At 72.5% G+C, this 23,063-nt stretch carries 19 protein-coding genes; 10 read left to right on the top strand and 9 right to left on the bottom strand.

Features of this window, described 5'->3' with window-relative positions; genetic code table 11:
- Positions 1-43: 43 nt before the first annotated feature.
- On the bottom strand, positions 44-868 hold the full coding sequence (locus tag ACZ4EF_RS29125; protein WP_355345915.1) for an aldo/keto reductase: 825 nt from the start codon (positions 866-868) through the stop codon (positions 44-46).
- A 395-nt stretch (positions 869-1,263) separates the two neighbouring features.
- On the opposite strand from ACZ4EF_RS29125, the gene ACZ4EF_RS29120 reads away from it, so the two are divergent.
- Together ACZ4EF_RS29120 and ACZ4EF_RS29115 are read left to right on the top strand one after the other, a co-directional pair.
- Complete coding sequence (locus tag ACZ4EF_RS29120; protein WP_467507054.1) at positions 1,264-2,310, top strand: LacI family DNA-binding transcriptional regulator; 1,047 nt, start codon at positions 1,264-1,266, stop codon at positions 2,308-2,310.
- A 358-nt stretch (positions 2,311-2,668) separates the two neighbouring features.
- A complete protein-coding gene (locus ACZ4EF_RS29115) occupies positions 2,669-4,153 on the top strand; it encodes a GH1 family beta-glucosidase (RefSeq protein ID WP_355345921.1) in 1,485 nt (494 codons plus the stop codon).
- A 45-nt stretch (positions 4,154-4,198) separates the two neighbouring features.
- Here the strand turns inward: ACZ4EF_RS29115 and ACZ4EF_RS29110 are convergent, their stop codons facing one another.
- Positions 4,199-4,672, bottom strand: coding sequence for an Lrp/AsnC family transcriptional regulator (locus ACZ4EF_RS29110; RefSeq protein WP_355345924.1), 474 nt, complete (start codon positions 4,670-4,672; stop codon positions 4,199-4,201).
- Positions 4,673-4,772: 100 nt separating this feature from the next.
- Between ACZ4EF_RS29110 and ACZ4EF_RS29105 the strand changes: the two genes are divergently transcribed.
- A complete protein-coding gene (locus tag ACZ4EF_RS29105) occupies positions 4,773-5,213 on the top strand; it encodes a DUF2000 domain-containing protein (protein ID WP_355345927.1) in 441 nt (146 codons plus the stop codon).
- Between the two features lie 186 nt (positions 5,214-5,399).
- The gene (locus ACZ4EF_RS29100; protein ID WP_355345930.1) at positions 5,400-7,484 is read left to right on the top strand and encodes a SpoIIE family protein phosphatase; all 2,085 of its coding nucleotides are present in this window, start codon (positions 5,400-5,402) and stop codon (positions 7,482-7,484) included.
- 39 nt (positions 7,485-7,523) lie between these two features.
- On the opposite strand, the gene ACZ4EF_RS29095 is transcribed toward ACZ4EF_RS29100, so the two are convergent.
- Positions 7,524-8,135: a LysE/ArgO family amino acid transporter gene (locus ACZ4EF_RS29095; RefSeq protein ID WP_391045594.1), complete on the bottom strand. Its 612-nt coding sequence runs from the start codon at positions 8,133-8,135 to the stop codon at positions 7,524-7,526.
- A 69-nt stretch (positions 8,136-8,204) separates the two neighbouring features.
- Between ACZ4EF_RS29095 and ACZ4EF_RS29090 the strand changes: the two genes are divergently transcribed.
- Entirely contained in the window at positions 8,205-9,170 is a 966-nt protein-coding gene (locus ACZ4EF_RS29090) for a LysR family transcriptional regulator ArgP (protein ID WP_467507112.1), read from the top strand.
- 82 nt (positions 9,171-9,252) lie between these two features.
- Here the strand turns inward: ACZ4EF_RS29090 and ACZ4EF_RS29085 are convergent, their stop codons facing one another.
- From ACZ4EF_RS29085 to ACZ4EF_RS29075, 3 genes are all read right to left on the bottom strand, one after another.
- Positions 9,253-12,099, bottom strand: coding sequence for a glycoside hydrolase family 3 C-terminal domain-containing protein (locus tag ACZ4EF_RS29085; RefSeq protein ID WP_391162156.1), 2,847 nt, complete (start codon positions 12,097-12,099; stop codon positions 9,253-9,255).
- Between the two features lie 335 nt (positions 12,100-12,434).
- Positions 12,435-13,130: an excalibur calcium-binding domain-containing protein gene (locus ACZ4EF_RS29080; protein WP_467507050.1), complete on the bottom strand. Its 696-nt coding sequence runs from the start codon at positions 13,128-13,130 to the stop codon at positions 12,435-12,437.
- A gap of 88 nt (positions 13,131-13,218) precedes the next feature.
- Positions 13,219-13,557: a hypothetical protein gene (locus tag ACZ4EF_RS29075; protein ID WP_401722540.1), complete on the bottom strand. Its 339-nt coding sequence runs from the start codon at positions 13,555-13,557 to the stop codon at positions 13,219-13,221.
- A 118-nt stretch (positions 13,558-13,675) separates the two neighbouring features.
- On the opposite strand from ACZ4EF_RS29075, the gene ykgO reads away from it, so the two are divergent.
- A complete protein-coding gene (gene ykgO / locus ACZ4EF_RS29070; RefSeq protein WP_188285404.1) occupies positions 13,676-13,798 on the top strand; it encodes a type B 50S ribosomal protein L36 in 123 nt (40 codons plus the stop codon).
- A gap of 267 nt (positions 13,799-14,065) precedes the next feature.
- A complete protein-coding gene (locus tag ACZ4EF_RS29065; protein ID WP_355345949.1) occupies positions 14,066-14,725 on the top strand; it encodes a zinc ribbon domain-containing protein in 660 nt (219 codons plus the stop codon).
- 81 nt (positions 14,726-14,806) lie between these two features.
- Here the strand turns inward: ACZ4EF_RS29065 and ACZ4EF_RS29060 are convergent, their stop codons facing one another.
- The gene (locus tag ACZ4EF_RS29060) at positions 14,807-15,457 is read right to left on the bottom strand and encodes a TetR/AcrR family transcriptional regulator (RefSeq protein ID WP_391045581.1); all 651 of its coding nucleotides are present in this window, start codon (positions 15,455-15,457) and stop codon (positions 14,807-14,809) included.
- A 40-nt stretch (positions 15,458-15,497) separates the two neighbouring features.
- Positions 15,498-16,970 (bottom strand): MFS transporter, encoded by a 1,473-nt coding sequence (locus ACZ4EF_RS29055; RefSeq protein ID WP_188285401.1) that lies wholly within the window; start codon positions 16,968-16,970, stop codon positions 15,498-15,500.
- A gap of 258 nt (positions 16,971-17,228) precedes the next feature.
- On the opposite strand from ACZ4EF_RS29055, the gene ACZ4EF_RS29050 reads away from it, so the two are divergent.
- Complete coding sequence (locus ACZ4EF_RS29050) at positions 17,229-17,963, top strand: class I SAM-dependent methyltransferase (RefSeq protein ID WP_467507047.1); 735 nt, start codon at positions 17,229-17,231, stop codon at positions 17,961-17,963.
- A 52-nt stretch (positions 17,964-18,015) separates the two neighbouring features.
- Here ACZ4EF_RS29050 and ACZ4EF_RS29045 read toward each other — a convergent pair whose 3' ends face one another.
- Complete coding sequence (locus ACZ4EF_RS29045; RefSeq protein WP_355345962.1) at positions 18,016-19,521, bottom strand: extracellular catalytic domain type 1 short-chain-length polyhydroxyalkanoate depolymerase; 1,506 nt, start codon at positions 19,519-19,521, stop codon at positions 18,016-18,018.
- Between the two features lie 368 nt (positions 19,522-19,889).
- On the opposite strand from ACZ4EF_RS29045, the gene ACZ4EF_RS29040 reads away from it, so the two are divergent.
- A complete protein-coding gene (locus ACZ4EF_RS29040; protein ID WP_355345965.1) occupies positions 19,890-20,717 on the top strand; it encodes a 3-hydroxybutyrate dehydrogenase in 828 nt (275 codons plus the stop codon).
- A gap of 417 nt (positions 20,718-21,134) precedes the next feature.
- The gene (locus ACZ4EF_RS29035) at positions 21,135-23,048 is read left to right on the top strand and encodes a helix-turn-helix domain-containing protein (protein ID WP_391045659.1); all 1,914 of its coding nucleotides are present in this window, start codon (positions 21,135-21,137) and stop codon (positions 23,046-23,048) included.
- Positions 23,049-23,063: the final 15 nt, after the last annotated feature.

Here is a 23,063-nt window from a genome sequence, read left to right as displayed (position 1 = left end):
TCCAGGTCCAGGTCCCGGTCCAGGTCCGGGCTCAGGCTCGGGCTCAGTTGAAGGTGTCCGGGTCGGGGCCCGTGCGCTCACCGCGGTCGAGTGCGGTGATGGCGGCCATGTCGGCCTCGGGCAGCTCGAAGTCGAAGAGCCGGAAGTTCTCCTCGACGCGGGCGCGGGTCACCGACTTCGGGAAGACGATGTCGCCGCGCTGGATGTGCCAGCGGAGCGTGACCTGGGCGGGTGTGCGGCCCAGCCGTTCCGCGGCGGCCACCAGCACCGGGTCCTTGAGCACGTTGCCCTTGGCGATCGGGGACCACGCCTCGGTCGCGATCTCGTGCTCGGCGTTGAAGGCCCGTACGTCGTCCTGCACCAGGTACGGGTGCACCTCGATCTGGTTGACCGCGGGGACGACCGTGCACTTCTGGAGCAGGCGGCTGATGTGCGGCGGCTGGAAGTTGGACACCCCGATGGCCTTGGCGCGGCCCGAGGCGTAGATCTCCTCCAGCGCCCGCCAGGTCTCGGTGAAGTCGCCCACCGCGGGCCTCGGCCAGTGGATCAGGAAGAGGTCCAGATACGGCGTGTCCAGGTCGTCGAGCGAGCGGGCGAAGGCCGTGAGGGCGTCGCCGTACGCGTGGTAGGAGTTGTCGAGCTTGCTGGTGACGAAGACCTCCTCGCGCGGCAGGCCCGATGCGCCGACGGCCTGGCCGACTTCCTTCTCGTTGCCGTACATCTCGGCGGTGTCGATGTGGCGGTAGCCGATCTCCAGGGCGGTGGTGACCGCCTCCCGGGTGTCCTTCGGCGGGATCTGGAACGTCCCGAAGCCGAGCTGGGGGATGGCGACGCCGTTGTTGAGCGTGAGAGCGGGCACAGCAGACATGTGCGCGACTTCCTTGCGTGTCTCGGCGGATGATTCCCGGTGGAGCCGCCTGACCTGCGGCGACGAGCCCGGAGTGACAGGGCGGCCTTCACCCACCGTAACTTCTGCCGACGTATCCGGCCTGCCGACGGCAGACCCCGGCGCGCGGACCCTGAGCGGGTCATGAGGGGCGCCCAGCCGATACGACCGGACGACGGGGGGGATGCCGCCGGCCGTATCGGCTTGTGAGGCGGGGGGGTGCCTCAAAGGTTCGGGTGCCCGGGTCCCGCACCGCCAAACACCCCGAATCCGGGAGCGGGCCGAATTCGCTTCGGAGAGCGCTCTCTCGGGAGGGGTGTAACCCGTTACGCTGTGCCTGTTCCGTGCCACGCCGCCCCGCGTGAAGGAGACGTCCCTTGTCCGACCCGAGCTTCGCGCCGCGTCCTACGCTGGAGGCCGTCGCCGCGCGGGCCGGGGTGTCGCGTGCCACCGCCTCACGGGTGGTCAACGGGGGAGCGGGAGTACGGGGACCGCTGGTGGAGCGGGTGCGCAAGGCCGTGGACGAGTTGGGGTATGTGCCGAATCAGGCGGCGCGTACGTTGGTGACGCGGCGCAATGACGCCATCGCGGTGGTGGTGGCCGAGCCGGAGACGCGGTTCTTCACCGACCCGTTCTTCGCGCAGCAGGTGCGCGGGATCAGCAAGGAACTCACCGCGCGGGACAACCAGTTGGTGCTGCTGCTGACCGAGGGGGCCGCGGATTACGAGCGGGTCGGCCGCTATCTGGCGGGCGGACACGTCGACGGCGCGCTGATCTTCTCGCTGCACACCGACGGTTCGCTGCCCGTGCTCTCCAGCAGGGGAGACGTGCCGATCGTCATCGGCGGCCGTCCCACCTGGTCCGATCAGGAGTCCGGCCGCCGCGCCCTGTACGTGGACTGCGACAACCGGGGTGGCGCGCGGGACGCGGTACGGCACCTGCTGGGCATCGGCCGCCGCCGGATCGCCCACATCGCGGGGCCGCTCGACCAACTGGCGTCGGTGGACCGGCTGGACGGGTTCCGTGACGTGCTGCCGGAGACCGACCCGCGGATGATCGCCGAGGGCGACTTCACCCCGGAAGGCGGCGCCCGCGCCATGGCCGAACTCCTCCAGCGCTGCCCCGACCTGGACGCCGTCTTCGCCGCCTCCGACGTCATGGCCTCCGGCGCCCTGCGCGTCCTGCGCATCTCAGGACACCGCGTCCCCGACGACATCGCCGTCGTCGGCTTCGACGACATGGTCTCCGTCGCCGAATGGACCGACCCGCCCCTGACCACCGTCCGCCAGGACATCGAGGAAATGGGCCGCCTCATGGCCCGCCTCCTCCTGCGCGCCCTGGAGCCCGCGCTGGCCGCCGAGGCCGTTCCGGCGCTGTCGTCCATCGTCACCCCGACCCGGCTGGTCGTCCGCGCCTCCGCCTGAGGCCGCCGGACCGGCAGGACCGGACCGGCCGGACCGGATCGGCCGGACAGGATCAGACGGGCCGGACCAGTCGGGCCCGCTCGGCCGGATCAGACGCGTCGGACGGACTGGTCCCGCTCGGCCGGGGCGGGATTCGACGGACCGTCACCACTCCACCGCGCGGGCCGAATTGTGGCACTCCTCCCGTATTCGTCGTGCGACGGCTCTTGACGAGGGGTCGCCGGAGCGGGCACGCTCCTTCTGGTGGCCTGAGAGCGCTCTCAGACGGAGCGGCCCCCCGACTCTCGGTGCACCGAACCCGCCCGTTCCGCCCGACCGTCGCGTATCCGCGACCCACCCGCTATGGGAGCGCTTCCAGATGACCGCTGTCGACGACCACGCCACTGCCGAGGAGCTGCGGTTCCCGGCCGGATTCCGGTGGGGGACGGCCACGGCCGCGTATCAGATCGAAGGAGGCGCGACGGAGGACGGGCGGACACCGTCGATCTGGGACACCTTCAGCAGCACGCCGGGGCGGGTGCGCAACGGGGACACCGGCGACATCGCCGCCGACCACCGGCACCGGATGCCCGAGGACGTCGAGCTGATGCGCGAACTCGGCGTCACGGACTACCGGTTCTCGGTGTCCTGGCCCCGCGTCCAGCCGACCGGCCGGGGCCCCGCGGTGCAGCGCGGCCTGGACTTCTACCGGCAGCTCACCGACCGGCTGCTGGAGGCGGGAATCCGGCCGGTGGTCACGCTCTACCACTGGGATCTGCCGCAGGAGCTGGAGGACGCGGGCGGCTGGCCCGAGCGCGACACGGCGGCGCGGTTCGCGGACTACGCGGAGCTCGTCGGCGAGGCGCTGGGGGACCGCATCCCGCTGTGGACGACCCTCAACGAGCCCTGGTGCAGCGCCTTTCTGGGCTACGGCTCCGGCGCGCACGCGCCCGGCAGGACCGACCCGGCCGCCGCACTGCGCGCCGCGCACCACCTCAACCTCGGGCACGGCATGGCCGTCGGCGCCCTGCGCGCACTGCTCCCCGACACGGCCGCGGTCTCGCTGGTGCTCAACCTGGCGGCGGTGCGCGGCCGTTCCGACTCCGCGGCCGACCGGGACGCGGTGCGCAGGATCGAGGCGCTGGCCAACCGGATCTTCCTCGACCCGGTCTTCCACGCGCGCTACCCGCGCGACCTGATGGAGGACACGGCGGCGCTCACCGACTGGTCGTTCGTACGGGACGGCGACCTCGCCGAGATCTCCCGGCCGATCGATGTACTCGGCCTCAACTACTACAGCCCCACCGTGGTCGCCGCCGCGGCGGCCTCGCCCTCCGCTGTGCCCGGCCGCCCCTCCCCGGCGGAGCCCTCGCCGTGGCCGGGCACCGACGGCGTCGTCCGCTTCCTGCCCGCGGAGGGCCCGCGCACCGCGATGGGCTGGCCGGTCGACGCCGAGGGCCTGACCGGACTGCTGCGCCGCCTGGGCAGGGAACTGCCCCGCGTGCCGCTGATGATCACCGAGAACGGCGCCGCGTACCACGACTACGCCGACCCGTCGGGCGCCGTCCACGACCCCGAGCGGATCGCCTACCTGGCCGGCCATCTGGCCGCCGTGCTGGAGGCGGTGCGCTCGGGCGTGGACGTCCGCGGCTACTTCCTCTGGTCGCTGCTCGACAACTTCGAGTGGTCCTACGGCTACAGCAAGCGCTTCGGCATCGTGCACGTCGACTTCGCCAGCCAGCGCCGCACCCTCAAGGACAGCGCCCGGTGGTACGCCGACCTGATCGCGGCCAACCGCGCCGCGCCCGGCGCGCCGGGACCGCGCCACCCGCACCGCCGCCGTGCCGGAGTCCGCGCGGTGTGAGGCGGGCGGGGCGTGTCGCGGTCCGGCCGTGCGCGCCGGGCCCGGTCAGCGCGCGGCTGGCCCGGCCGGGTCGACGCGGTGCCGCTGTACGTGCTCGTACGCCATCGTCGTCTGCACATCGGCGATCTCGCGGCGCTCGGTGAGCCGGTCGATGACGAAGGCGTAGACGCCGTTCACGTCGGGGACCGCGATGTGGATCAGGAAGTCGTGCGGGCCCGAGGTGACGAACAGGCCGATCACCTCGGGCAGCGTGGCGGCCCACTCGCGGAAGCCCTCGATGACCGGCCGGGCGGGCGGCCTGACCCGTACCGCGATCAGCGCCTGCACCGGGCGGCCGATCGCTTCGAGGTCCAGGGTCGCGTGGTAGCCGGTGATCACCCCGCGGTCGCGCAGCTGCTTGACGCGTTCGAGCGAGGTGGAGGGGGAGACGCCGGTCTTGGCGGCGAGATCGCGGTTGGTCTGCCGTGCGTCGTGCTGCAATTCCCCCAGCAGAGCCTGGTCCAGCGCATCAAATTCCACGAGAGTCCCTATCTGCCTGATGAAGTTCGGTAGCTCTGAGAGAAGACGGCACGTGTGCCTAGTCTAGGCGTCGGATTCCCGATCGGATGGAGGGCGCCGCATGGACGTGCGCACGGACCTGTCGACCCGGCAGGCGAAACTCAAATGGGTCATCGTCGTGGACGAGGAGCTGCCCGCCGGGCGGCTGGTGAACGCCGCCGCCTGCATGGCCGCCTCGGTCGGCAAGGAACTGCCCGACCTGGTGGGGCGCGGCGGCGAGGACGCCTCGGGCGCCGTGCACCCCGGCCTGCCCTGGGCGGGCTGCTCCGTCCTCGCCGCCGACGCCGGCACGCTGCGTGAGCTGCGCGGCAAGGCGGCGGCCAAGGACGGTGTCCTGGTGGTCGACATGCCCGAGGCGGCCCAGACCTCACGGGTCTACGACCAGTATCTGGACCAGCTCGCGGGCACCAAGGGCGAGGACGTGGCGTACAGCGCGATCAGCCTGGTGGGCCCGCGCAACGCGGTGGACCGGCTGGTCGGCAGGCTCCCGCTGCTGCGCTGAGCGCGAGTACGGGCCGCGGGCGCGTACGCACCGGCCGCCGCGTATCCGCCGGTAGGTGTCCGCGCGTGCGTCCCGTAGCCGCGGTGTGTGTCCCGTACCCGCCGCGTGCGTCCCGTACCCGCCGGTACGTACTCGTCCCGGCGCTCCCGACGCGCCCGTCGGCGTCAGTCGAGCGATGATCGAGGGATGAGGCGTACCGGTCGCGAGATGGGCGTCCCCGAGCTGGAGCCCGAGGTGTTCGACCGTGCCATCGTGTCCGTGGCCCTGACGTCGGGGCCCGAGCACCGGCTGGTGTACTACAACGACGCCTTCCACGACCTGTTCGGACCGCGCCCGCTCGGCGTCCCGGCGGGCGAGGTGTTCGACGAGCCGCACGAGTCGCCTTACCTCGACCTGCTCGACGTCGTCTACACCGACAAGGCGCCGCGCCAGGTGACCACCCCGCGCACCACGCGGGGCAGCACGCCCGGCGCGCCCGGGCGGCGGCATTTCGTCTACAGCCTCTCGCCCGTGGTGTCCCGGCACGGCCCCGGCGTGCTGACCGTCGCGATCGACACCACCGCGCACATCGAGGCCGCCGAGCGGGCCGAGGAACTGTCGGAGGAGCGCCACCAGGCGTTGCAGCGCTACGAGGCGCTGATGTCGGCCGTCTCGCAGATCGTCTGGCTGATGCGGCCAGACGGCGCGATCACCGAGCTGGTCGGCGGCTTCGAGGAGTTCACGGGGCTGCCGTGGCGGTCCAGGATCGACGAGGTGTGGCTGGAGTCGGTGCACCCGCACGACCGCGCCGGGCTCCTCCAGACCTTCCAGGAGGCGGCGACCGGGCCGGCCACGATGTTCGTGTGCACCTTCCGGATGCGTACGGCGACCGGCGCGTACCGGCGCGTGCAGTCGCGGGCGGTGCCGGTCGTGCGCGACGGCGAGACCGTCGAGTGGATCGGCACCACCTCCGACGTCGAGGACCAGTGGCGCAACCGGCTGCGCGAGCGGCTGCTGGCCCGGGTCGCCACCGTCACCGCCGCGCAGGACGTGGCCCAGGCGTTCGCCGCGACGGCCTCGGCGGTCGTACCGGAGCTGACCGACGCCTGCGTGGTGTTCCTGCTGCCCGCCGTGGGGCTGCCTCCCGGTCCCGGCGGGGCGGCCACCGCCACCCGGATCGCCGAGACGGCCAGGGCGGGACTGCCCGACCTGCCGCCGCTGAACGACCAGCCGTACCAGGTCGGCCCGGTCGTCCAGCAGGTGATCGAGAGCCGCAGGCCCCGGCTGGTGACCTTCCCCAGCGGCGAACCGCCGCCCGGCATCGTCCCCGACGCGTCCACCGCCTGGCTGCGCAAGGTCAGGGCCACCAGCCTCACCATCGTGCCGATCGTCATCGACGCGGCCGTGGTCGCCTTCGCCGTCGCGGCGGCCTGCGCCGACAGCCCGCCGCCGGGCCCCGCCGACCTCGCGCTGCTCGGCGAGATCCTGCACGAGGTGCGCGACCCGCTGCGGCAGGCGCTGGAGCTCCAGCGCACCCGGCACACCGCCCTCACCCTCCAGCGGGCCCTGCTCACCCCCACCCCGCGCGTGCCGGGCGCCGAACTGGCCGCGCACTACCAGCCCGCCAGCAAGACCGCCGAGATCGGCGGCGACTGGTACGACGCGCTGCTGCTCCCCGACGGCTCCGTCGCCCTCACCATCGGCGACATCGCGGGCCACGACCTGGAGGCGGCCACGTCGATGAGCCAGCTGCGCAGCATGCTCCGCGTCATCGCCTACGACCAGGTCCACCCCGGCACGCCCGCCGACAGCCTCGCCCGGCTCGACCGCGTCGCCGACGGCCTGGGCATCGCGCCGCTGGTCACCGCCGTCCACGCACAGCTCACGCCGGGGCCGGGCGGCGGCTGGCACGCGGCCTGGTCCAACGCGGGCCACCCGCCGCCGCTGCTGCTCCCGGTCTCAGGGGCGCCGCGCTTCCTCCAGGGCGAAGGGCCCGACCTGCCGCTGTGCGTCGACCCGGCGCTGCCGCGCGCCACCTGGCACCACGAACTGCGCCTGGGCGACACGCTGTTGCTCTACACCGACGGGCTGATCGAGGTGCCGGGCACCGACCTCACCGAGGGCATGGCGCATCTGGCCGCGCACGCGGAGGAGGCGCAGTCCGACGGGGTGCCGCTGGCCGCGCTCTGCGCCAGGCTGCTGGCCGCCGCCGACTCGCGGCGCGACGACGCGGCCGTGATCGGCTTCCGGCCGACCGCGCAGGGGCGGGTGTGGGAGGGGATGTGGGGCTGAGGACGGGCCGGGGCATCGGCTGCGGTCACCGGCGGTTCCTCAGAGCCGCACCACCATCACCACGCCCAGCGTCACCATCGTGACGGCGATGACCCCGTCGAGGACCCGCCAGGAGCCGGGCCGGGAGAACGGCCGCCGCAGCAGCCGGGCGCCGAAGCCGAGCGCGCCGAACCACAGGACGCTGCCCGAAGCGGCGCCGACGGCGAACGGCCAGCGGCCACCGCCGTACCCGTTGGCCACCGACCCCAGCAGGAGGACGGTGTCCAGGTACACATGCGGATTGAGCCAGGTCATGGCGAGGCAGGTGAGGACGGCCGCGCGCAGGGTGCCGCCGCTCGCGCCGGCCGGGTCGAGGTGTTCCGGGCGCAGCGCGCGGCGCGCGGCGAGCACGCCGTAGCCGACCAGGAAGGCGCCGCCGACCCAGGCCGCGACCGTGACGGCCGAGGGCCAGGCGTGCACCACCGCGCCGATCCCGCTCACGCCGAGGGTGATCAGTGCCGCGTCCGACAGCGCGCAGATCGCGACGACCGCGGCGACGTGCTCCCGGCGGATGCCCTGCCGGAGGACGAAGGCGTTCTGGGCGCCGATGGCGACGATGAGCGACAGGCCGGTACCGAGACCCGCCAGAGCCGCGAGAAGGGCTGCGTGCATGGAGACGAGGCTAGGAGAGCCCCTGTCATCAATCCAGCTAATGATTCTTAGGTAGCATAAGGGATCGTGATGATCGATCTCCCGCTGGACCAGGTCCGCACGCTGCTCGCCGCCGTCGACGAGGGCACCTTCGAGGCCGCGGCGCAGACCCTGCACGTCACGCCGTCCGCGGTCAGCCAGCGCGTCAAGGCGCTGGAACAGCGCACCGGACGCGTCCTGCTGCTGCGCACCAAGCCGGTACGGCTGACCGAGTCCGGCGAGATCGTCGTCCGTTTCGCACGCCAGCTGACCCGGCTGGAGCGGGACGCCAGCGCCGAACTGGGGCTGTCCGACGAGACCGCCGGTACGACGGCGCTGCCGATCGCGGTCAACGCCGACTCGCTCGCCACCTGGTTCCTGCCCGCCCTCGCCGAGGTCCCGGCGGGGCTGCCGGTCTGCTTCGACCTGCGCTGCGACGACCAGGACCACACCGCCGGGTGGCTGCGGCAGGGGCTGGTGATGGCGGCGGTCACCTCTTCGCCGGAGCCCGTGCAGGGCTGTACGGTCCGCGCGCTCGGCCGCATGCGGTACCGCGCCATGGCCGCGCCCGCCTTCCACACGCGGTGGCTGTCGGGGGCGCCGCTGCGGGAGGCGCTGCCGGACGCGCCGCTGGTGGACTTCGACCGCAAGGACGACCTCCAGGACCGCTTCCTGCGCGCCCTCGCGCCGCGCCGCGCCGCGAACACCCCGGTCGCGGGCCGCGCCGCGAACACCCCGGTCACCCGGCGCGCCCGGCACTACGTCCCCTCCTCCGACTCCTTCGTGACGGCCGTCGCGGCGGGGCTCGGCTGGGGCATGATCCCCGAGGTGCAGGCCGTGGGGCACCGCAGGGACGGGACGCTGGTCGACCTCGCCTTCGAACGGCCCGTCGACGTCCCCCTCTACTGGCAGCAGTGGAAGCTCGACTCCCCGGCGCTGGCCGCCGTCGCCGAGGCCGTGGTGCGGACGGCGGCGGTCGCGCTCAAGGACACCGACGGCGCGCGGGCGGCGGGCTGACGCGGACCGGCCGGGGCGTGTGTGCGCACGCCCCGGCCGGTCACCGCCGGATGCCCACCGGCGAGTCACTCGTACGCGTCGGCTACCCGTACGCGTTGAACTCCGCGATCGACCACCAGGACGTGGCGCTGCCGGTCTGGGTCACCCGGATGTAGCGGGCGGCCTGCGCGGGGAACGACGCCGTGACCAGCGCGGCGGAACCCGTGCCGGTGGCCACCGGGGCGCTCCAGGTGGTGCCGTTGGCCGACAGCGCGACCTGATAGCCGCGGGCGTAGTCGCTCGCGCTGCCCGCCGAGTCCATCGTGATCTGGTCGACGGTGTGCGACGCGCCCATGTCGACGGTCACCGTCTGGCCGTTGGCCATCGGCGTGCCGGTGCTCCAGCGCGTCGACGAGTCCCCGTCCAGCATCCGCGCGGCCACGTCACCGCCGCCGGTCGCCGAGGCGGACGCCGTCCACCCCGTACGCGACAGCAGGGAGTGACCGCCGCCGCCGTTGCCCGCGGGGATGGTGGTCTGGCCGGTGAGGCGGATGTCGCGGGACGACGAACCGACGTAGACGGCGTTGGTGCCGGCCGCGTTGGTCCAGGCGTTCGTCCAGTACTGGAAGCTGCGCGCGTCCAGGGTGACCGAGACGTGCTGGCTCTGGCCGGGGTTGAGGCTGACCCGCTGGAAGCCCCGCAGACTCTTGGGCGGTTCACCCGTCGTGGCGGGCTGTCCGACGTAGACCTGGGCGACCTCGGCGCCCGCTCGTGTGCCGGTGTTGGTGACGTCGAAGCCGACCGCGACGTTGCCGTTCGCGTCGGGTGCGCCGACCGTCAGGCCCGAGTAGCCGAAGGTCGTGTACGACAGGCCGAAGCCGAACGGGTACGCGGGCGTCTTGTTCTGCGAGTCGTACCAGCGGTATCCGACGTTCACGCCCTCGCTGTACTGCACCGTGTTGTTCTGGCCGGGCCACTGCGCGGTGGTGTGCGCCGGGACGTCGGCGATCGAGGCGGGGAAGGTCACCGGCAGCTTGCCGGAGAAATTCGTGTCGCCGTACAGCAGCCGGGCGATGGCCGTGCCGTCCTCCTGGCCCGGATACCAGTTCTCGACGATGCCCCGCACCGCGTTGGCCCACGGCATCGTCACCGCCGAACCGCTGTTGACGACCACGACCGTGTTGGGGTTGGCCGCCGCGACATCGGTGACGAGCTGATTCTGCGCGGAGGACAGGTCGATGGACGACAGGTCGCCGCCCTCGGACTCGAAGTTGCTCACGAAGACCACCGCGAGGTCCGAGGAGCGCGCCGTCGCGACCGCCTGGTCGTGCAGCGACAGGCCCGGAATCTGCCAGCCGAGCGTGGCGTTGCTGCCGCCGCCCGCCTGGTAGTAGTCCACCTCGATGCTCACCGGCTGATTGGCCGTCAGACTGATCGTGCCCGTCCGGGTGGTCGGACCCTGGTCGAACCAGTTGTTGATGATCTGCTGGCCGTTGACGAACAGCCTGCTGCCGTCGTCGCTGTTGAGCGAGAAGGTGTACGTGCCGGTGGTCGGCGGGGTCAGCGTGCCGGTCCACTTCGCCGACCAGTTGGTGGTGTTGACCCCGGGGGCCGGGGACTGGCCGCCCCACACGTTGTCGACGGTCGAGTCCACCCGGCTCGCCACCACCGCGCCCGACAGGTCCTTGCTGTTGTGGTACTCGCCGTACAGGCCGCTGCCGGTGCCCTGCGATGGCTTGAGATACGTACTGCCGACCGGCGACAGCGAACCGTTCGCCGACGCGACGCCCTGCGCGTACGTCACCGTGGTGCCGCTGCCCGCACGGGACTTGAGGCCCTGGTACGGCGTGATCACATGCGGCGCGTTCACGCCCGCGCTGCCGCCGCCCTGCGTCATCGCGCCGGTGCCCGCGTCGTCACCGATCACGGCCATGGACTTGACCGACGAGGCGACCGGCAGCACCGAGGAGCCGTTCTTCAGCAGGACGCTGCCCTCCTCGGCGACCTGCTGCGAGATCGCCGCGTGTGCGGGGGAGGTCACGACCGCGTTCGTGGAGCCGTTGTTGGGGTTGTCGAACAGGCCCTGGCGGAACATCGACAGCAGGATGCGGCGCACATGGTCGTCGATCGTGGCCTGCGAGACCTGGCCGTTGTTCACCGCGTTGGTCAGCGCGGTGCCGTAGTAGTCCTTGCCCGGCATCTCCATGTCCAGGCCGTTGTTGGCCGAGGCGACCGTGGAGTGGGTGCCGCCCCAGTCGGAGGTGATGAAGCCGGTGAAGCCGAGGTCGCCCTTGAGCAGGCCGTTCTGCAACGGGCCGTTCTCGCAGGCGAAGGGGCCGTTGATCGCCGAGTAGGAGCACATCACCGAGTCGGCCTGGCCCTGCTTGACCGACGTCTCGAACGCCGGGGTGTAGATCTCGCGGATGGCGCGGTCGGAGACGATCGCGTTGTCCGAGGCGTTGTTGCGGTTGGTCTCCTGGTTGTAGACCACATAGTGCTTGACCTGGGCCATCGGGCCCTGGCTCTGGATGCCCTGGATGTCGGCGGCGCCCAACTGGCCCGCCAGATACGGGTCTTCGCCCATCGACTCGAAGGCGCGGCCCCAGCGCGGGTCGCGCACGATGTTGATCGTCGGCGCCAGCACCACGTTGGTGCCCTTGCCCCACTGCTCCGAGCCCAGCACCTTGCCGTAGTTCTGCATCAGCGCGGGGTCCCAGCTCGCCGCGCCCGCGACCGGGGCGGCCATCTGCGTCACGTCGTTGAAGCCGTCACCCGCACCGACCGGGCCGTCCTGAAGGTGCAGCGGCGGAATGCCCAGGCGCGTGTTCCCGTCCACGCACCCGACGTACCCGCACGACGCCCCGCCGTGCAGCATCGTCAGCTTCTCCGCCTGCGTCATCGCCGCCAGCAGCTCGTCGGCCCGCTGCGCGGGCGTCTGAGCCGTGTTCATCCACGGCTGCGTGGCGGCCTGCGCGGGACTTCGGCTCGCGGAGACAGCGCTTGCTCCGGTCACAAGTAAGAGCGCTGCCGCTATGGGCAGCGCCGTTCGTATCCAAGGACGTGTTCGACGCATGGGGGGACTCCTGTGTGCGGCTCGACAGCGCGTGGGAGAGCGACGGAACGCACAGCCCGCACGACGCGTGGGGGCGCCGACAGCGGACTGCGCAAGCGACGATCGTCCCCCGCAGACCCCGTGTCAAGACTGACAGAGAGCGCTCTCCCGCCGCCGGTGCGGGGGTTGCGTGACGAGCCGTGCGGGAAAGCGCGCCCGGCGGCCTGGCGAGGTCAGGGAGCGGCGCCCTCGGACGGCTCGCAGGCCAGGCCGTCGTGATCGCGGTCGAGCTTCGGCCGATAGCGCGGATCGCTGCTCGGAATGTCGCTCGCGCCGTGGTCGTGCGCGTCCGTGCAGTCCTTGTACGTGGTCGCGGGCGCACCGGTCGTCTCTGCTCCCGAGCCCGGCACCGCGTGGACACTGGCCCCGGTGATCCGCCCGCCGTCGACGGAGTACGTGCCCTCGAAGGACTTGACGGTGCCGTCGGTCTGGGTGGCGTCCAAGTGGACGGTGACAGTGGTGGGGGTGCTGGCGAGGACGGTCACGACGTCTTCGGAGGTGGACGAGAAGCCGTTGACGAAGGCCGAGTAGGAGGAGCTGACGTTCTTGCCGCCGAGAGCCCACGCCCGGCCGAAGTCGCGGGCGTTGATCGCGGCGAAGTAGTCGCTGACGACCGTCGTCGGGTCCGTGGCGGTGGCGGTGGCCGTCGCTGTCGTGGTCGTGGTCGTCGTGGGAGCGGTCGGGGTGGGCGTGGGTGTCGCAGGCGGCGGATTCGGCGTCGTCACGGTGGTCGTCACCGTCGCTCCGGGCGCGCTCGGAGCGACGGTGACGCCCGCCGACGAGTTGCCGTCCGTGCTGCCGCACGCCGCGGCTGTGGCCGCCGTGACGGCGACCAGCAGCGTGGCGGGCAGGAGTCGTACACGGGCCATGGGACTCACCTCGCGGGTGGCTGTCCCCTTGTCCCAGAGTGCGCCGCCCCGGCCGGTACCGCTCGCCGATCAAGGACGGACGCGCGCCTCAGCGGGTGCGGTCCTCGTCGGGGGCCGGTGGGGTGTCGGGGGTGTCCTCGGCCATGGAGCCGGGGCTGGAGAAGTCGGGGCTGGAGAAGCCGTGGGGGGAGATGCCGACCTCCTGGGGGACGAGGTCGTCGGCGGAGTCGGCCTCGTAGTCGGGGCCCTCGAAGGGCGGGACGACGTAGTCGGGCGGGGTGTAGTCGTGGATCTCGGGCGCGTCGGGGCCCGTGAAGTCGGGACTGGAGAAGTCCGGACTGGAGAAACCGGGGCTGGAGAAGTCCGGCGCGTCCGCGTCCTTACCGCCCGCGTCGCCGCTTCCGCCGCCGTGCTGTTCGTCGCTCATCTCGGTCCCCTCACGGCGGTCCGTACCGCCTGTCCGCGGAACGGAATGAACCCGGCCGCATCACCGTTGCCATGCACACAACGAACAGTACGAGACTGTACGAGCAGGAAGGTGTCCCATGAAGGTCCGTAATTCGCTGCGCTCGCTCAAGAGCCGTCCGGGCGCCCAGATCGTCCGCCGGCGCGGCAAGGTCTATGTGATCAACCGCAAGGACCCCCGCTTCAAGGCCCGTCAGGGCTGACCCCCGCGACCGGGGCGGAATGCCGGGATCCGCCCCAACTCCCCTGTATCGGGCATGAGCCGGTTGAGCGTGTCGTGCACCGAACAGGGTGTGCGACAGTATCCCTTGCCCGGGATCGGGCGGCAGTACAGGGCGCGCCGAACAGGCCCGGTGAGAACCGGACGGCGCGTTCGGAAACCGGCGTGGGGTGCGGGGCGTCCGTGCTGGTGGGGGTACCGGCGGGTCAGGGGGCCCGACCGGAGGTGCGCGCGCGGTGGAGGCGTGGGAATGAGTTCCGAGATCTACTTCAGCAACAACTACCGGGATCTGTGCCAGGAGCACGGCACGGGAGCGGGCTTCCAGTTCGAGTTCTCGTGCCGGCGCTGCCAGGACACCTGGCGCTCGGCCTTCGAGCCGTACACCAGCGGCCGGGTCGCGGGCTGGCTCGGCAAGGGCGTCAGCGCGGCCTACGGCGTGCTCGGCCGTGGCGGCTACGGCATGTCCAGCGCCGCCGACGGCCTGGCGGGCGCGGGCTTCGGCAGCGCGCGCGACAAGTCCTTCCAGCGGGCGATCACCAACGCCGAGGGCCACTTCAACCGCTGCCCGCGCTGCACCGACTACGTCTGCAACCGCTGCTGGAACGCCGCTCAGGGCATCTGCCTGACCTGCGCCCCGGACACCGCCGCCGAGGCCCTCGCCGCCCAGCAGCGCGGCCTCAACGACATGGTCTCCGAGCGGGCCTACACCGTGGGCCAGCAGAGCGGCCAGGCGTTCGACGTGACCGCCGCGCGCCAGCTCGTCTGCCCGCAGTGCGGCACGGAGACGCGGGGCGCCGCCTTCTGCTCCGGCTGCGGCCACCGGCTCGCCCAGCCCGACAACTGCGCCTCGTGCAGCGCCCCGATCCCCGAGGGCGCCGCCTTCTGCCCGGGGTGCGGCACCCGCCGCTGACGACGCGCGCCGCCACCCCCTCGCGTCGGCCGACGCGTGAGGGGGAGCGGCGCCATCAGGTGAGGGCCGCGCCAGGGGCGCTTACGCGTCCCGCGCGCAGCTCGCGCGCCCCGCACCACTGCTGATGAGCGTCAACTGCTCGCGCGTGGCCGGGGCGTGGATCGCGGGCGTGCCGTGGGCGCGCAGCCCCGCGAGGTGGATGTCCAGATGCCGCTGCCACGCCTCCGGCGCGACCGGGCCCGCGGTCTCCACGATGCCGCGCAGCGCCCAGGAGATGGCCATGATGTCGCCGAGCACGATGTCGGGACCGATCCGCCCGAACTCCTGCGCCTGGGCCAGGAGTTCGGTGATCAGGTCGCGCAACTGCTCGACGCAGGCCGCCTTGGAGTGGCCGACCGCCTTGACCGCGTAGCCCCGGTGGGTGCTCAGCGACTGGCCCATGGCCCGCAGATAGACCTCGAGCCCGGTGCCGTCGCCGAGCGCGAGCGCACGGCGCGCCTCGGCGACCAGCTCGCTGAGCATCTGCCCGACGATCTCCTCGACCAGCGCCTCCTTGTTGGGGAAGCGCCGGTAGACCGTACCGACGCCCACCCCCGCGCGCGAGGCGATCAGCTCCACGCTCGCCTCCGTGCCGAATTCGGAGACGACCTCACGCGCGGCCTCGATGACCAACTGCTGGTTGCGTACGGCATCGCGCCGCATCGGCCGGTCCTGTGTGTCGCGCGCTGTCATCCGTCACTCCCGGTGGGTGCGGCCGTTCGTACGCCGGAGCTCACTCCGGCTTGTCACCCACGACCGTACCGCCGGGTACCACCGCCAACTCCGGATGCGCGGGCTCGTCCGCGAAATCCACCAGCCTGGTCTGCTGCCGGGTGACCGGGATCAGCATCGCGGCGAAGGCCGCGATCAGCAGCGCGACACCGAGCATCGCGAAGCCGTTGGTGTACCCCGACTCGCGCGGCAGGCCGTCGGCGGCCGGGTTCGAGGTGACGATGCTGGCCATCAGCGCCGCGCCGATCGAGCCGCCGATGGTGCGGATGTTGGCGTTCATGCCGCTGGCCACGCCGGTCTGCTCCGGCGGCACCGCGGCGACGATCAGGCTCGACATGGCCGAGAAGGCCAGGCCGAAACCGACGCCCATCACGCCGGTGGCGATGTACAGCTCCCAGGTCGCGCCGTGCGCGAAGGCGATCATCGCCAGCGAGACGGTGCCGATCAGCGAGCCGAGCAGGACGACGATCTTGCCGCCGATCCGCTGGGCGAGACGGCTCGCGCCCAGGCCGACGGCGAACATGGTCACCGACATCGGCAGCAGGATCAGGCCGGACTCGGTGATGCTCGATCCGAAGCCGTAGCCGGTGGACTTCGGGGTCTGCACGAATTCGGTGAGGAAGGCGAAGGTCGCGTACATACCGACACCGAAGAGCAGCGCGACCAGGTTGTTGGTCCACACCGCGGGCAGCCGCATCATCTTCATGTCGATCAGCGGTACGGCGGAGCGCAGTTCGACCTGCACCCAGGCGACGGCCAGGACGACGGCGGCGATCAGCAGGCCGATCACCTTGCCGGAGGCCCAGCCCCACACCGACGCCTGGCTCAGCGCGACCAGCAGGGCGACCAGCCAGCCGGAGAGCAGCACGGCGGGCAGCCAACTGATGCGTCCCGGTGTGCGGATCGGGGACTCGGGGACGAAGAAGTGCGCGGCCACGGCCGCGAGGATCGTCATGATCATCGGCAGCCAGAACAGCCAGTGGTAGTCCAGCACGCTGACGATGGGTCCCGCGAGGACGATGCCGAGGCCGGAGCCGACCGCGATCAGCGAGGCGATGGCGCCGACCGCGCCGTTCAGCTTCTCGCGCGGGAACTCGTCGCGGATGATGCCGAAGGCCAGCGGCAGCACACCGCCGCCGATGCCCTGGATCACGCGGGCGATGATCATCACCTGCACGTTGGACGCGAGCGCGGCCAGCAGCGAGCCGACCGCGAGGGCGGACATCGTCGCCACGAAGACGCGTTCCTTGCCGATCATGTCGCCGATGCGGCCCATGATCGGGGTGAATATCGACGCCGACAGAAGGTAGGCGGTCAGCACCCAGGTGACGGTGTTCTGGTTGGTGTGCAGGCTCTCCTGGATCGTCGGCAGGACGGGGGTGACCAGGGACTGCAACAGCGCGTAGGCGGCGACACCCGCCGCCAGGACCGCGAACGTGACCTGGTGGTGCGGTCGCCGGGTCTCGGACGCCATGGAACTCCTCAAGCTTGAACCGGAACGAACATTCCGTTAAGCCAGCAGAATATCGCATCAGGAATGACGCTTCCGTTTCGTGGAGGTGAGGTGTAATGCACACCTCACTTCGTCCCCGCCGGGAATAAACGGCGGGAACGCCGCCCCGAGGGCCCGTCCGCGCCGGCCTGCCGTCGCTTCCCCGATCCACCCGGGCGGCGGGCCGGGCGTTCGCCGCGACACGGCGTCGCGCGGCTTCGCACGGCCTAAGGTGGCCGGATGTTCTCCGATCAGGGGCCGAGCCTCCGCGAGTTGGCGGTGCAGGCGCTCTCCTCCGTCGACCGCGGCTACGACCTGCTCGCGCCGAAGTTCGACCACACACCGTTCCGCACGCCCGATGTCTTCCTCGACGCGGTGGCGGGCGCTCTCGCGCCGCTCGGGCCCTTCGAGGCGGGACTCGACGTCTGCTGCGGTACGGGCGCGGGCGTCGGGACGCTGCGGCCGCTGTGCGGGAAACGCGTCACCGGCGTGGACTTCAGCGCGGGGATGCTGGCCGCCGCGCGCGCCGCGTACACCGGCCGGGACACCGCCGAAGGACCGGAGCCCGAGTGGGTACGCGCCGACGTCCGCGCGCTGCCCTTCGACGCGGAGTTCGACCTCGCCGTCAGCTTCGGCGCCTTCGGGCACTTCCTGCCCGCCGAACGCCCCCGGCTGTTCGCCGAGGTGCGCCGCGCGCTGCGCCCCGGCGGGCTCTTCGCCTTCCCGGTCACCGCGCCGCCGCCCGTCGACTCGGCCCTGTACTGGGCACTGTGGGGCTTCGACGCCGGGATGCGGGTGCGCAATCTGGTCTGGCGCCCGCAATTCGTCATGTACTACCGGACGTTCCCGCTGCGCGGGGTGCTCGACGACCTCGCGGGGGCCGGATTCACCGTGACCCACACGGCACTTGAGGAGTTCGGCCGCCGCCCGGACGGCAGCCCGCGCTGTCGGCTGGTGCTGGCCCGCAGCACCTGACCGGTACGGGGTCCGTACCCGGTCGGTGCCGCGGGCCGGGGCGCGGCCGGGGTCAGGCCGAGCAGCCGCTGTCGGCGATCACGTAGTAACCGGCCGCGGTCTCCTTCAAGGTGTGCGTGACGAAGACATTCCACAGCCCCATGTTCTGGTTGGAGCCGTTGGCGTACGCGTATCCGCCGCTCTGATGCGCGCGGCCCGCCGCCACCTGGGCGTAGTTGGTGGCGGTGAAGCACTGCCCGGAACCGCCGCCGCCCGACCCGGTGGTGGTCGCCGTGACCGCGCCGGACGCGGCGCCGACCGTCCCGGCCGAGTCGACCGCGGCGACGGTGTAGGCGTACGAAGTCCCCGCCGTCAGACCGCTGTCGGTGTACGCGGCCGAGGTGCTGGTGCCGACCTTGGTCCCGGCGCGGTAGACGGTGTACGAGGCGGCCCCGGTCACCGCCGCCCAACTCAGGCTCGCCGTCGTGTCGGTGGTGCCGGTGACCTTCAGCCCGGTGGGCGCGGGCAGCGCGCCCGTGCCCCCGCCGGAACCGGAGTCCAGGCCCCAGAAACGGGCGGTGTAGTAGCTGGAGCAGATCGTGTCGAGGTAGTACGCGCCGGTCGCGCCGCACTGCTCGGTGCCCGAGCCGGGGTCGACGGCCAGACCGTGCCCCATGCCGGCGATCGAGTACATCTGCACCGCGGGCTTGCCGGAAGCGTCGTTGTACGTGGTCAGCGTGGTGTTGCCGGGCAGGCTCTGGGTACTCGACGGGGTCTGGCCGATGCCCCACACATTGGTCCACTGGTCGCGCAGCTCGGTGGCGTTGACCGGGTAGACCGTGTAGTCGGAGGCGCCCTGCCAGATCGCCACCCGCGGCCACGGCCCGGTGTAACCGGGGTAGGAGGCGCGGACCTTGTCGCCCCACTGCGCCGGGGTGAGATTGAGGCTGCCGTACTGGCAACCGGACGCCGCCGTCTGACTGGTGGCGCACTGCGCGGGCAGCCCCGAGTCCACCGCGCCGCCCGCGAAGACGTCCGGGTAGTCCGCCAGCAGGTCGGCGGTCATGCCGCCGCCCGCCGACAGGCCGGTGACGTACACGCGACGGCTGTCCGAGCCGTACTGCGTGACGGCGTGGCCGACCATCGACACGACGGACGCCGCCTCGCCCTTGCCGCGGGTGTCCTTCGCGGGGTCGAACCAACTGAAGCAGGACAGCGAGTTGTTGGCCGAGCTGGTCTGCGGCAGCACGAGCGCGAAGCCCCACAGGTCGGCGTACTTCTGCCAGCCGGAGTTGGCGAAGTAGTCGCTCGCGCTCTGCCCGCAGCCGTGCAGCGCGACCACGACGGGCGCGTTCGCGGGCAGACCGGCGGGTGCGTACTCGTACATCGCCAGATTGCCGGGGTTGGAGCCGAAGGACGAGACCTGGGTGAGACCGGCCGCGGCGGCCGGACCTGCGGTGACGACCGCGCCGAGACAGGCGGTGAGCAGGGCGAGGACACCGAGGAGCGCGGTGGTCACGGCGCGGGCGGTACGGGGGAGGGGCGAACGGGCGCTGCCGGGCGGCGGGTTGGGGGGCATGCGGACTCCTCGGGACGGGGGGCGGCTCACGGTCGGCGGACACCGGCACGTCGGACGACAGCGGTAGGGGGCGTTCCTGATGTGACGGGGACCACGTGTCGGCTGGACGGTAGAACCGCCGCGGCGGCCCCAGACACGTGAAGGACCGCCACCCCTGCGCGGCGGAAGTGGGGGCCGCCGCCATTGCGTCCGCCGCGCCGCGGTGCGCCCGGCGGCGCGGCCGGCCGGCCGCCGCCCGCGCCGCGCGGCCGTACCGGCATGGGCCCTGGAGGGCCCGCGCGACATGGCTGCGGACGCCACCTCGGGACGGGGAAGTATGGTCACCGGCCACGTGTGCGGGCCCCCGCATCGTTTCTAGCGTGGCGGCCATGGAGAGCACTCAGAGCCCCGGCGCCGAGGGGCCGCCCGCTGCGCCGCCCGCCGCAGTCACCCCCGACGACCCGCCCGGCGCGCGGTTCCTGGCCGGGCGGACCGCCCTGGTCACCGGAGCCGCCAGCGGTATCGGACGGGCCTGCGCGGTGGCCCTCGCCGAGGCGGGCGCCGCCGTCTACGTGGTGGACATCGCGGCGGACGCGGCCAAGGAAGTGGCGGCGGAGATCGGCGGCACCTGCTGCGTCACCGACCTCGCCGACCCCGCCGCCGTGGACGCGCTGCCCGACGACGCCGACATCGTCGTCAACAACGCGGGCCTTCAGCACATCGCGCCCGTCCACGAATTCCCCCCGGAGCGCTTCGCGTTGATCCAGCGGGTGATGGTCGAGGCGCCGTTCCGGATCCTGCGCCGCACCCTGCCGCACATGTACGCGGGCGGCTGGGGCCGGGTGGTCAACATCTCGTCGGTGCACGGCCTGCGCGCCAGCCCGTACAAGTCCGCGTACGTCGTCGCCAAGCACGCGCTCGAAGGGCTCAGCAAGACCGTCGCGCTCGAAGCCGCGCCGCACGGCGTGACCAGCAACTGCATCAACCCCGGCTATGTCCGCACCCCGCTCGTCGAGGACCAGATCGCCACCCAGGCCGTCGCGCACGGCATCCCCGAGGCGGAGGTGGTGACCCGGGTGATGCTGGAGCGCACCGCGATCAAGCGGCTGATCGAGCCGGTGGAGGTCGCGGCTGCGGCCCTGTGGTTCTGCTCCCCGCACACCGGCTACATCACCGGGGCCTCGCTGCCGCTGGACGGCGGGTGGACCGCCCACTGACCCGCGCGCACCGGGCCGACCGTCGGGCCAGCCACGGGCCGATCACGGGCCGACCGCGAGCCGACCACGAGCCGGCCACCGGGCGGCCCACTGATCCGGCCGTCGATCCGGCTACTGATCCGGCCGCTGACCTCGCCTTTTACGGCGACCGGTCGATAGGGTCGGCGTCTGCGGCGGCCGTCGTCCCGTCCCGGCGGGGCGGCGAGCCCCACCGCGCGTCCGTCGCACCAGCCGTGCGGCGCGACGGTCCCGACCGCCGCGCCGCACGGACCGTTCTTCGTCCCTCCGGCACGGTGACCCCTGATGTCCGCAGAATCCGCAGATCCCGCAGCCGTACCGGCGCCCGAGTCCGTAGCGGCACCGGCACCGGCACCCGCCCTCGGGCCCGCGGCCGAGCCCGAGCCCATCGCCCGCCATATGCGTCGGCTGCTCGAAATGGTCGCGGCCGACGCGCCCGCGGAGGACTTCGGGGCGGTCGCCGCGCAGGCGAGGATCAACGGGGCGGGCGCGTCCGACCTGTCGGAGCTGGAACAGGCCACCGGGATCGCGCTGCGGGTCCGCCGGGTGCTGCGGCAGCACCGCCGCCGCGAGACCGAACTCGCCGCGCTCTTCGACACCGCGAGCGACCTGGCCGCGCTCCGCGACCTCGACGCCGTTCTCCAGTCCATCGTGCGCAGGGCCAGGATGCTGCTCGGCACGGACACCGCGTATCTGACGCTGCGTGACGAGGAGGCGGGCGACACGTACATGCGGGTCACCGACGGCTCGGTCTCACCGCTCTTCCAGAACCTCCGGCTGTCGTACGGCGACGGTCTCGGCGGTCTGGTTGCGCTGACCGCCCGCCCGTACGCGACCCCCGACTACCGCACCGACGAGCGCTTCCGGCACACCGGCTCCATCGACGAGGGTGTGCTGGACGAGGGCCTGGTCGGCATCCTGGGGGTGCCGCTGCTGCTCGGGTCACGCGGCGCGGGCGGTCACGCGGGCGGCGCCGTCGGCAGCGACGTGATCGGGGTGCTCTTCGCCGCCGACCGCACCCCGCGCCCCTTCTCGCCCGACGAGGTCGCGCTGCTGTGCTCGCTGGCCGCGCACGCCGCCATCGCCATCGACACCGCCAAGGCCATCACCGACCTCGCCGAGGCGGGCGCCGTGATCCGCGAGCACGCCGCCGCGATGCAGCGCGCCGAGGAGGCGCACGACCGGCTCACCGACCTGGTGCTGCGCGGCGGCGACCTGTCGGAAGTGGCCGCCGCCGTCGCGGGACTGCTGGACGGCGCCCTCACCATCCACGACCCGGAGGGCCGACGGCTGGCCGCCGTCGGGCGCGGCGGCGGCGACTTCGACGGTCTGCCCCCGCAGCCGGCGGCCCTGGTCAGGCACGCCGCCGACTCGCACGCCGCGGCCCGCGCGGTGTTCCGCGACGGCCGCTGGACCTGCGCCGTGCTCGCGGGACAGGAACTCCTCGGCAGCCTCGTGCTGTACGGGCGCGAACGGCTCGACGACTCCGACCGGCGGCTGTTCGAGCGCGCCGGGGTCGTCACCGCGCTCCTGCTGCTGCTCAGCCGCTCCGTCGCGGAGACCGAGAACCGGGTGCGCGGCGAGCTGATCACCGACCTGCTGACCGCGGCGGGGCGCGACCCGGCCGGTCTCGTCGTGCGCGGTCGCAGGCTCGGTGTCGACCTCGACCGGCCGTGCCTGCTGCTCGTCGCCGAGACCGTCACCGCCTGCCACGACAAACTGCCGGGCGCCGCCGTCCAGTACCTCTTCGGCGGCGACGGCATCAGCGCCGAGCAGTCCGGCACCGTCGTCCTGCTCCTCCCGTACGACGGCGCACCGCCCGGCGAGGCCGCCAGGGCCGCCGTCGCCCAGCTCGGCCACTTGGTGGGCGCGCCCGTCACGGTCGCCGCGGGCGGACCGGCCGCGGGACCGCGGGCCCTGGCCGACGCCCACGCCGAGGCGCTGCGCTGCCTGCGCGCCCTCCAGTCGCTCGGCCGCGTCGGCGACGGCGCGAGCGCCGACGAACTCGGCTTCCTCGGCGTGCTGTTGGGCAACGAACGGGACGTCGACTCCTACGTCACCGCGACGCTCGGCCCGCTCCTCGACTACGACGCGCGACGCGGCACGGAGCTGGTCCGTACCCTCGGCGCCTACTTCGCCTGCGGTGGCACCCTCACCCGTACCAAGGACGAACTCCACCTCCACGTCAACACCGTCGTCCAGCGCCTCGACCGCGTCCAGGCCCTCCTCGGCCCCGACTGGAACGCCCCCGACCGGGCGCTGGAACTCCAACTCGCCCTCCGTCTGCACCTGTTGTCCACACCTCGCGGCTAGGAGCGGCGCCCGGCT

This window comes from Streptomyces sp. NPDC025721 (assembly GCF_055558595.1).
This window is presented reverse-complemented; position numbering and strand designations above follow the sequence as displayed.

Bases quoted from the DNA above. Each gene is read 5' to 3' on its own strand.
- ACZ4EF_RS29125 (WP_355345915.1), bottom strand. From the start codon at position 868: ATGTCTGCTGTGCCCGCTCTCACGCTCAACAACGGCGTCGCCATCCCC.
- ACZ4EF_RS29115 (WP_355345921.1), top strand. From the start codon at position 2,669: ATGACCGCTGTCGACGACCACGCCACTGCCGAGGAGCTGCGGTTCCCG.
- ACZ4EF_RS29105 (WP_355345927.1), top strand. From the start codon at position 4,773: ATGGACGTGCGCACGGACCTGTCGACCCGGCAGGCGAAACTCAAATGG.
- ACZ4EF_RS29100 (WP_355345930.1), top strand. From the start codon at position 5,400: ATGAGGCGTACCGGTCGCGAGATGGGCGTCCCCGAGCTGGAGCCCGAG.
- ACZ4EF_RS29095 (WP_391045594.1), bottom strand. From the start codon at position 8,135: ATGCACGCAGCCCTTCTCGCGGCTCTGGCGGGTCTCGGTACCGGCCTG.
- ACZ4EF_RS29090 (WP_467507112.1), top strand. From the start codon at position 8,205: ATGATCGATCTCCCGCTGGACCAGGTCCGCACGCTGCTCGCCGCCGTC.
- ACZ4EF_RS29085 (WP_391162156.1), bottom strand. From the start codon at position 12,099: ATGAACACGGCTCAGACGCCCGCGCAGCGGGCCGACGAGCTGCTGGCG.
- ACZ4EF_RS29080 (WP_467507050.1), bottom strand. From the start codon at position 13,130: ATGGCCCGTGTACGACTCCTGCCCGCCACGCTGCTGGTCGCCGTCACG.
- ACZ4EF_RS29075 (WP_401722540.1), bottom strand. From the start codon at position 13,557: ATGAGCGACGAACAGCACGGCGGCGGAAGCGGCGACGCGGGCGGTAAG.
- ykgO (WP_188285404.1), top strand. From the start codon at position 13,676: ATGAAGGTCCGTAATTCGCTGCGCTCGCTCAAGAGCCGTCCGGGCGCC.
- ACZ4EF_RS29065 (WP_355345949.1), top strand. From the start codon at position 14,066: ATGAGTTCCGAGATCTACTTCAGCAACAACTACCGGGATCTGTGCCAG.
- ACZ4EF_RS29060 (WP_391045581.1), bottom strand. From the start codon at position 15,457: ATGACAGCGCGCGACACACAGGACCGGCCGATGCGGCGCGATGCCGTA.
- ACZ4EF_RS29055 (WP_188285401.1), bottom strand. From the start codon at position 16,970: ATGGCGTCCGAGACCCGGCGACCGCACCACCAGGTCACGTTCGCGGTC.
- ACZ4EF_RS29050 (WP_467507047.1), top strand. From the start codon at position 17,229: ATGTTCTCCGATCAGGGGCCGAGCCTCCGCGAGTTGGCGGTGCAGGCG.
- ACZ4EF_RS29045 (WP_355345962.1), bottom strand. From the start codon at position 19,521: ATGCCCCCCAACCCGCCGCCCGGCAGCGCCCGTTCGCCCCTCCCCCGT.
- ACZ4EF_RS29040 (WP_355345965.1), top strand. From the start codon at position 19,890: ATGGAGAGCACTCAGAGCCCCGGCGCCGAGGGGCCGCCCGCTGCGCCG.
- ACZ4EF_RS29035 (WP_391045659.1), top strand. From the start codon at position 21,135: ATGCGTCGGCTGCTCGAAATGGTCGCGGCCGACGCGCCCGCGGAGGAC.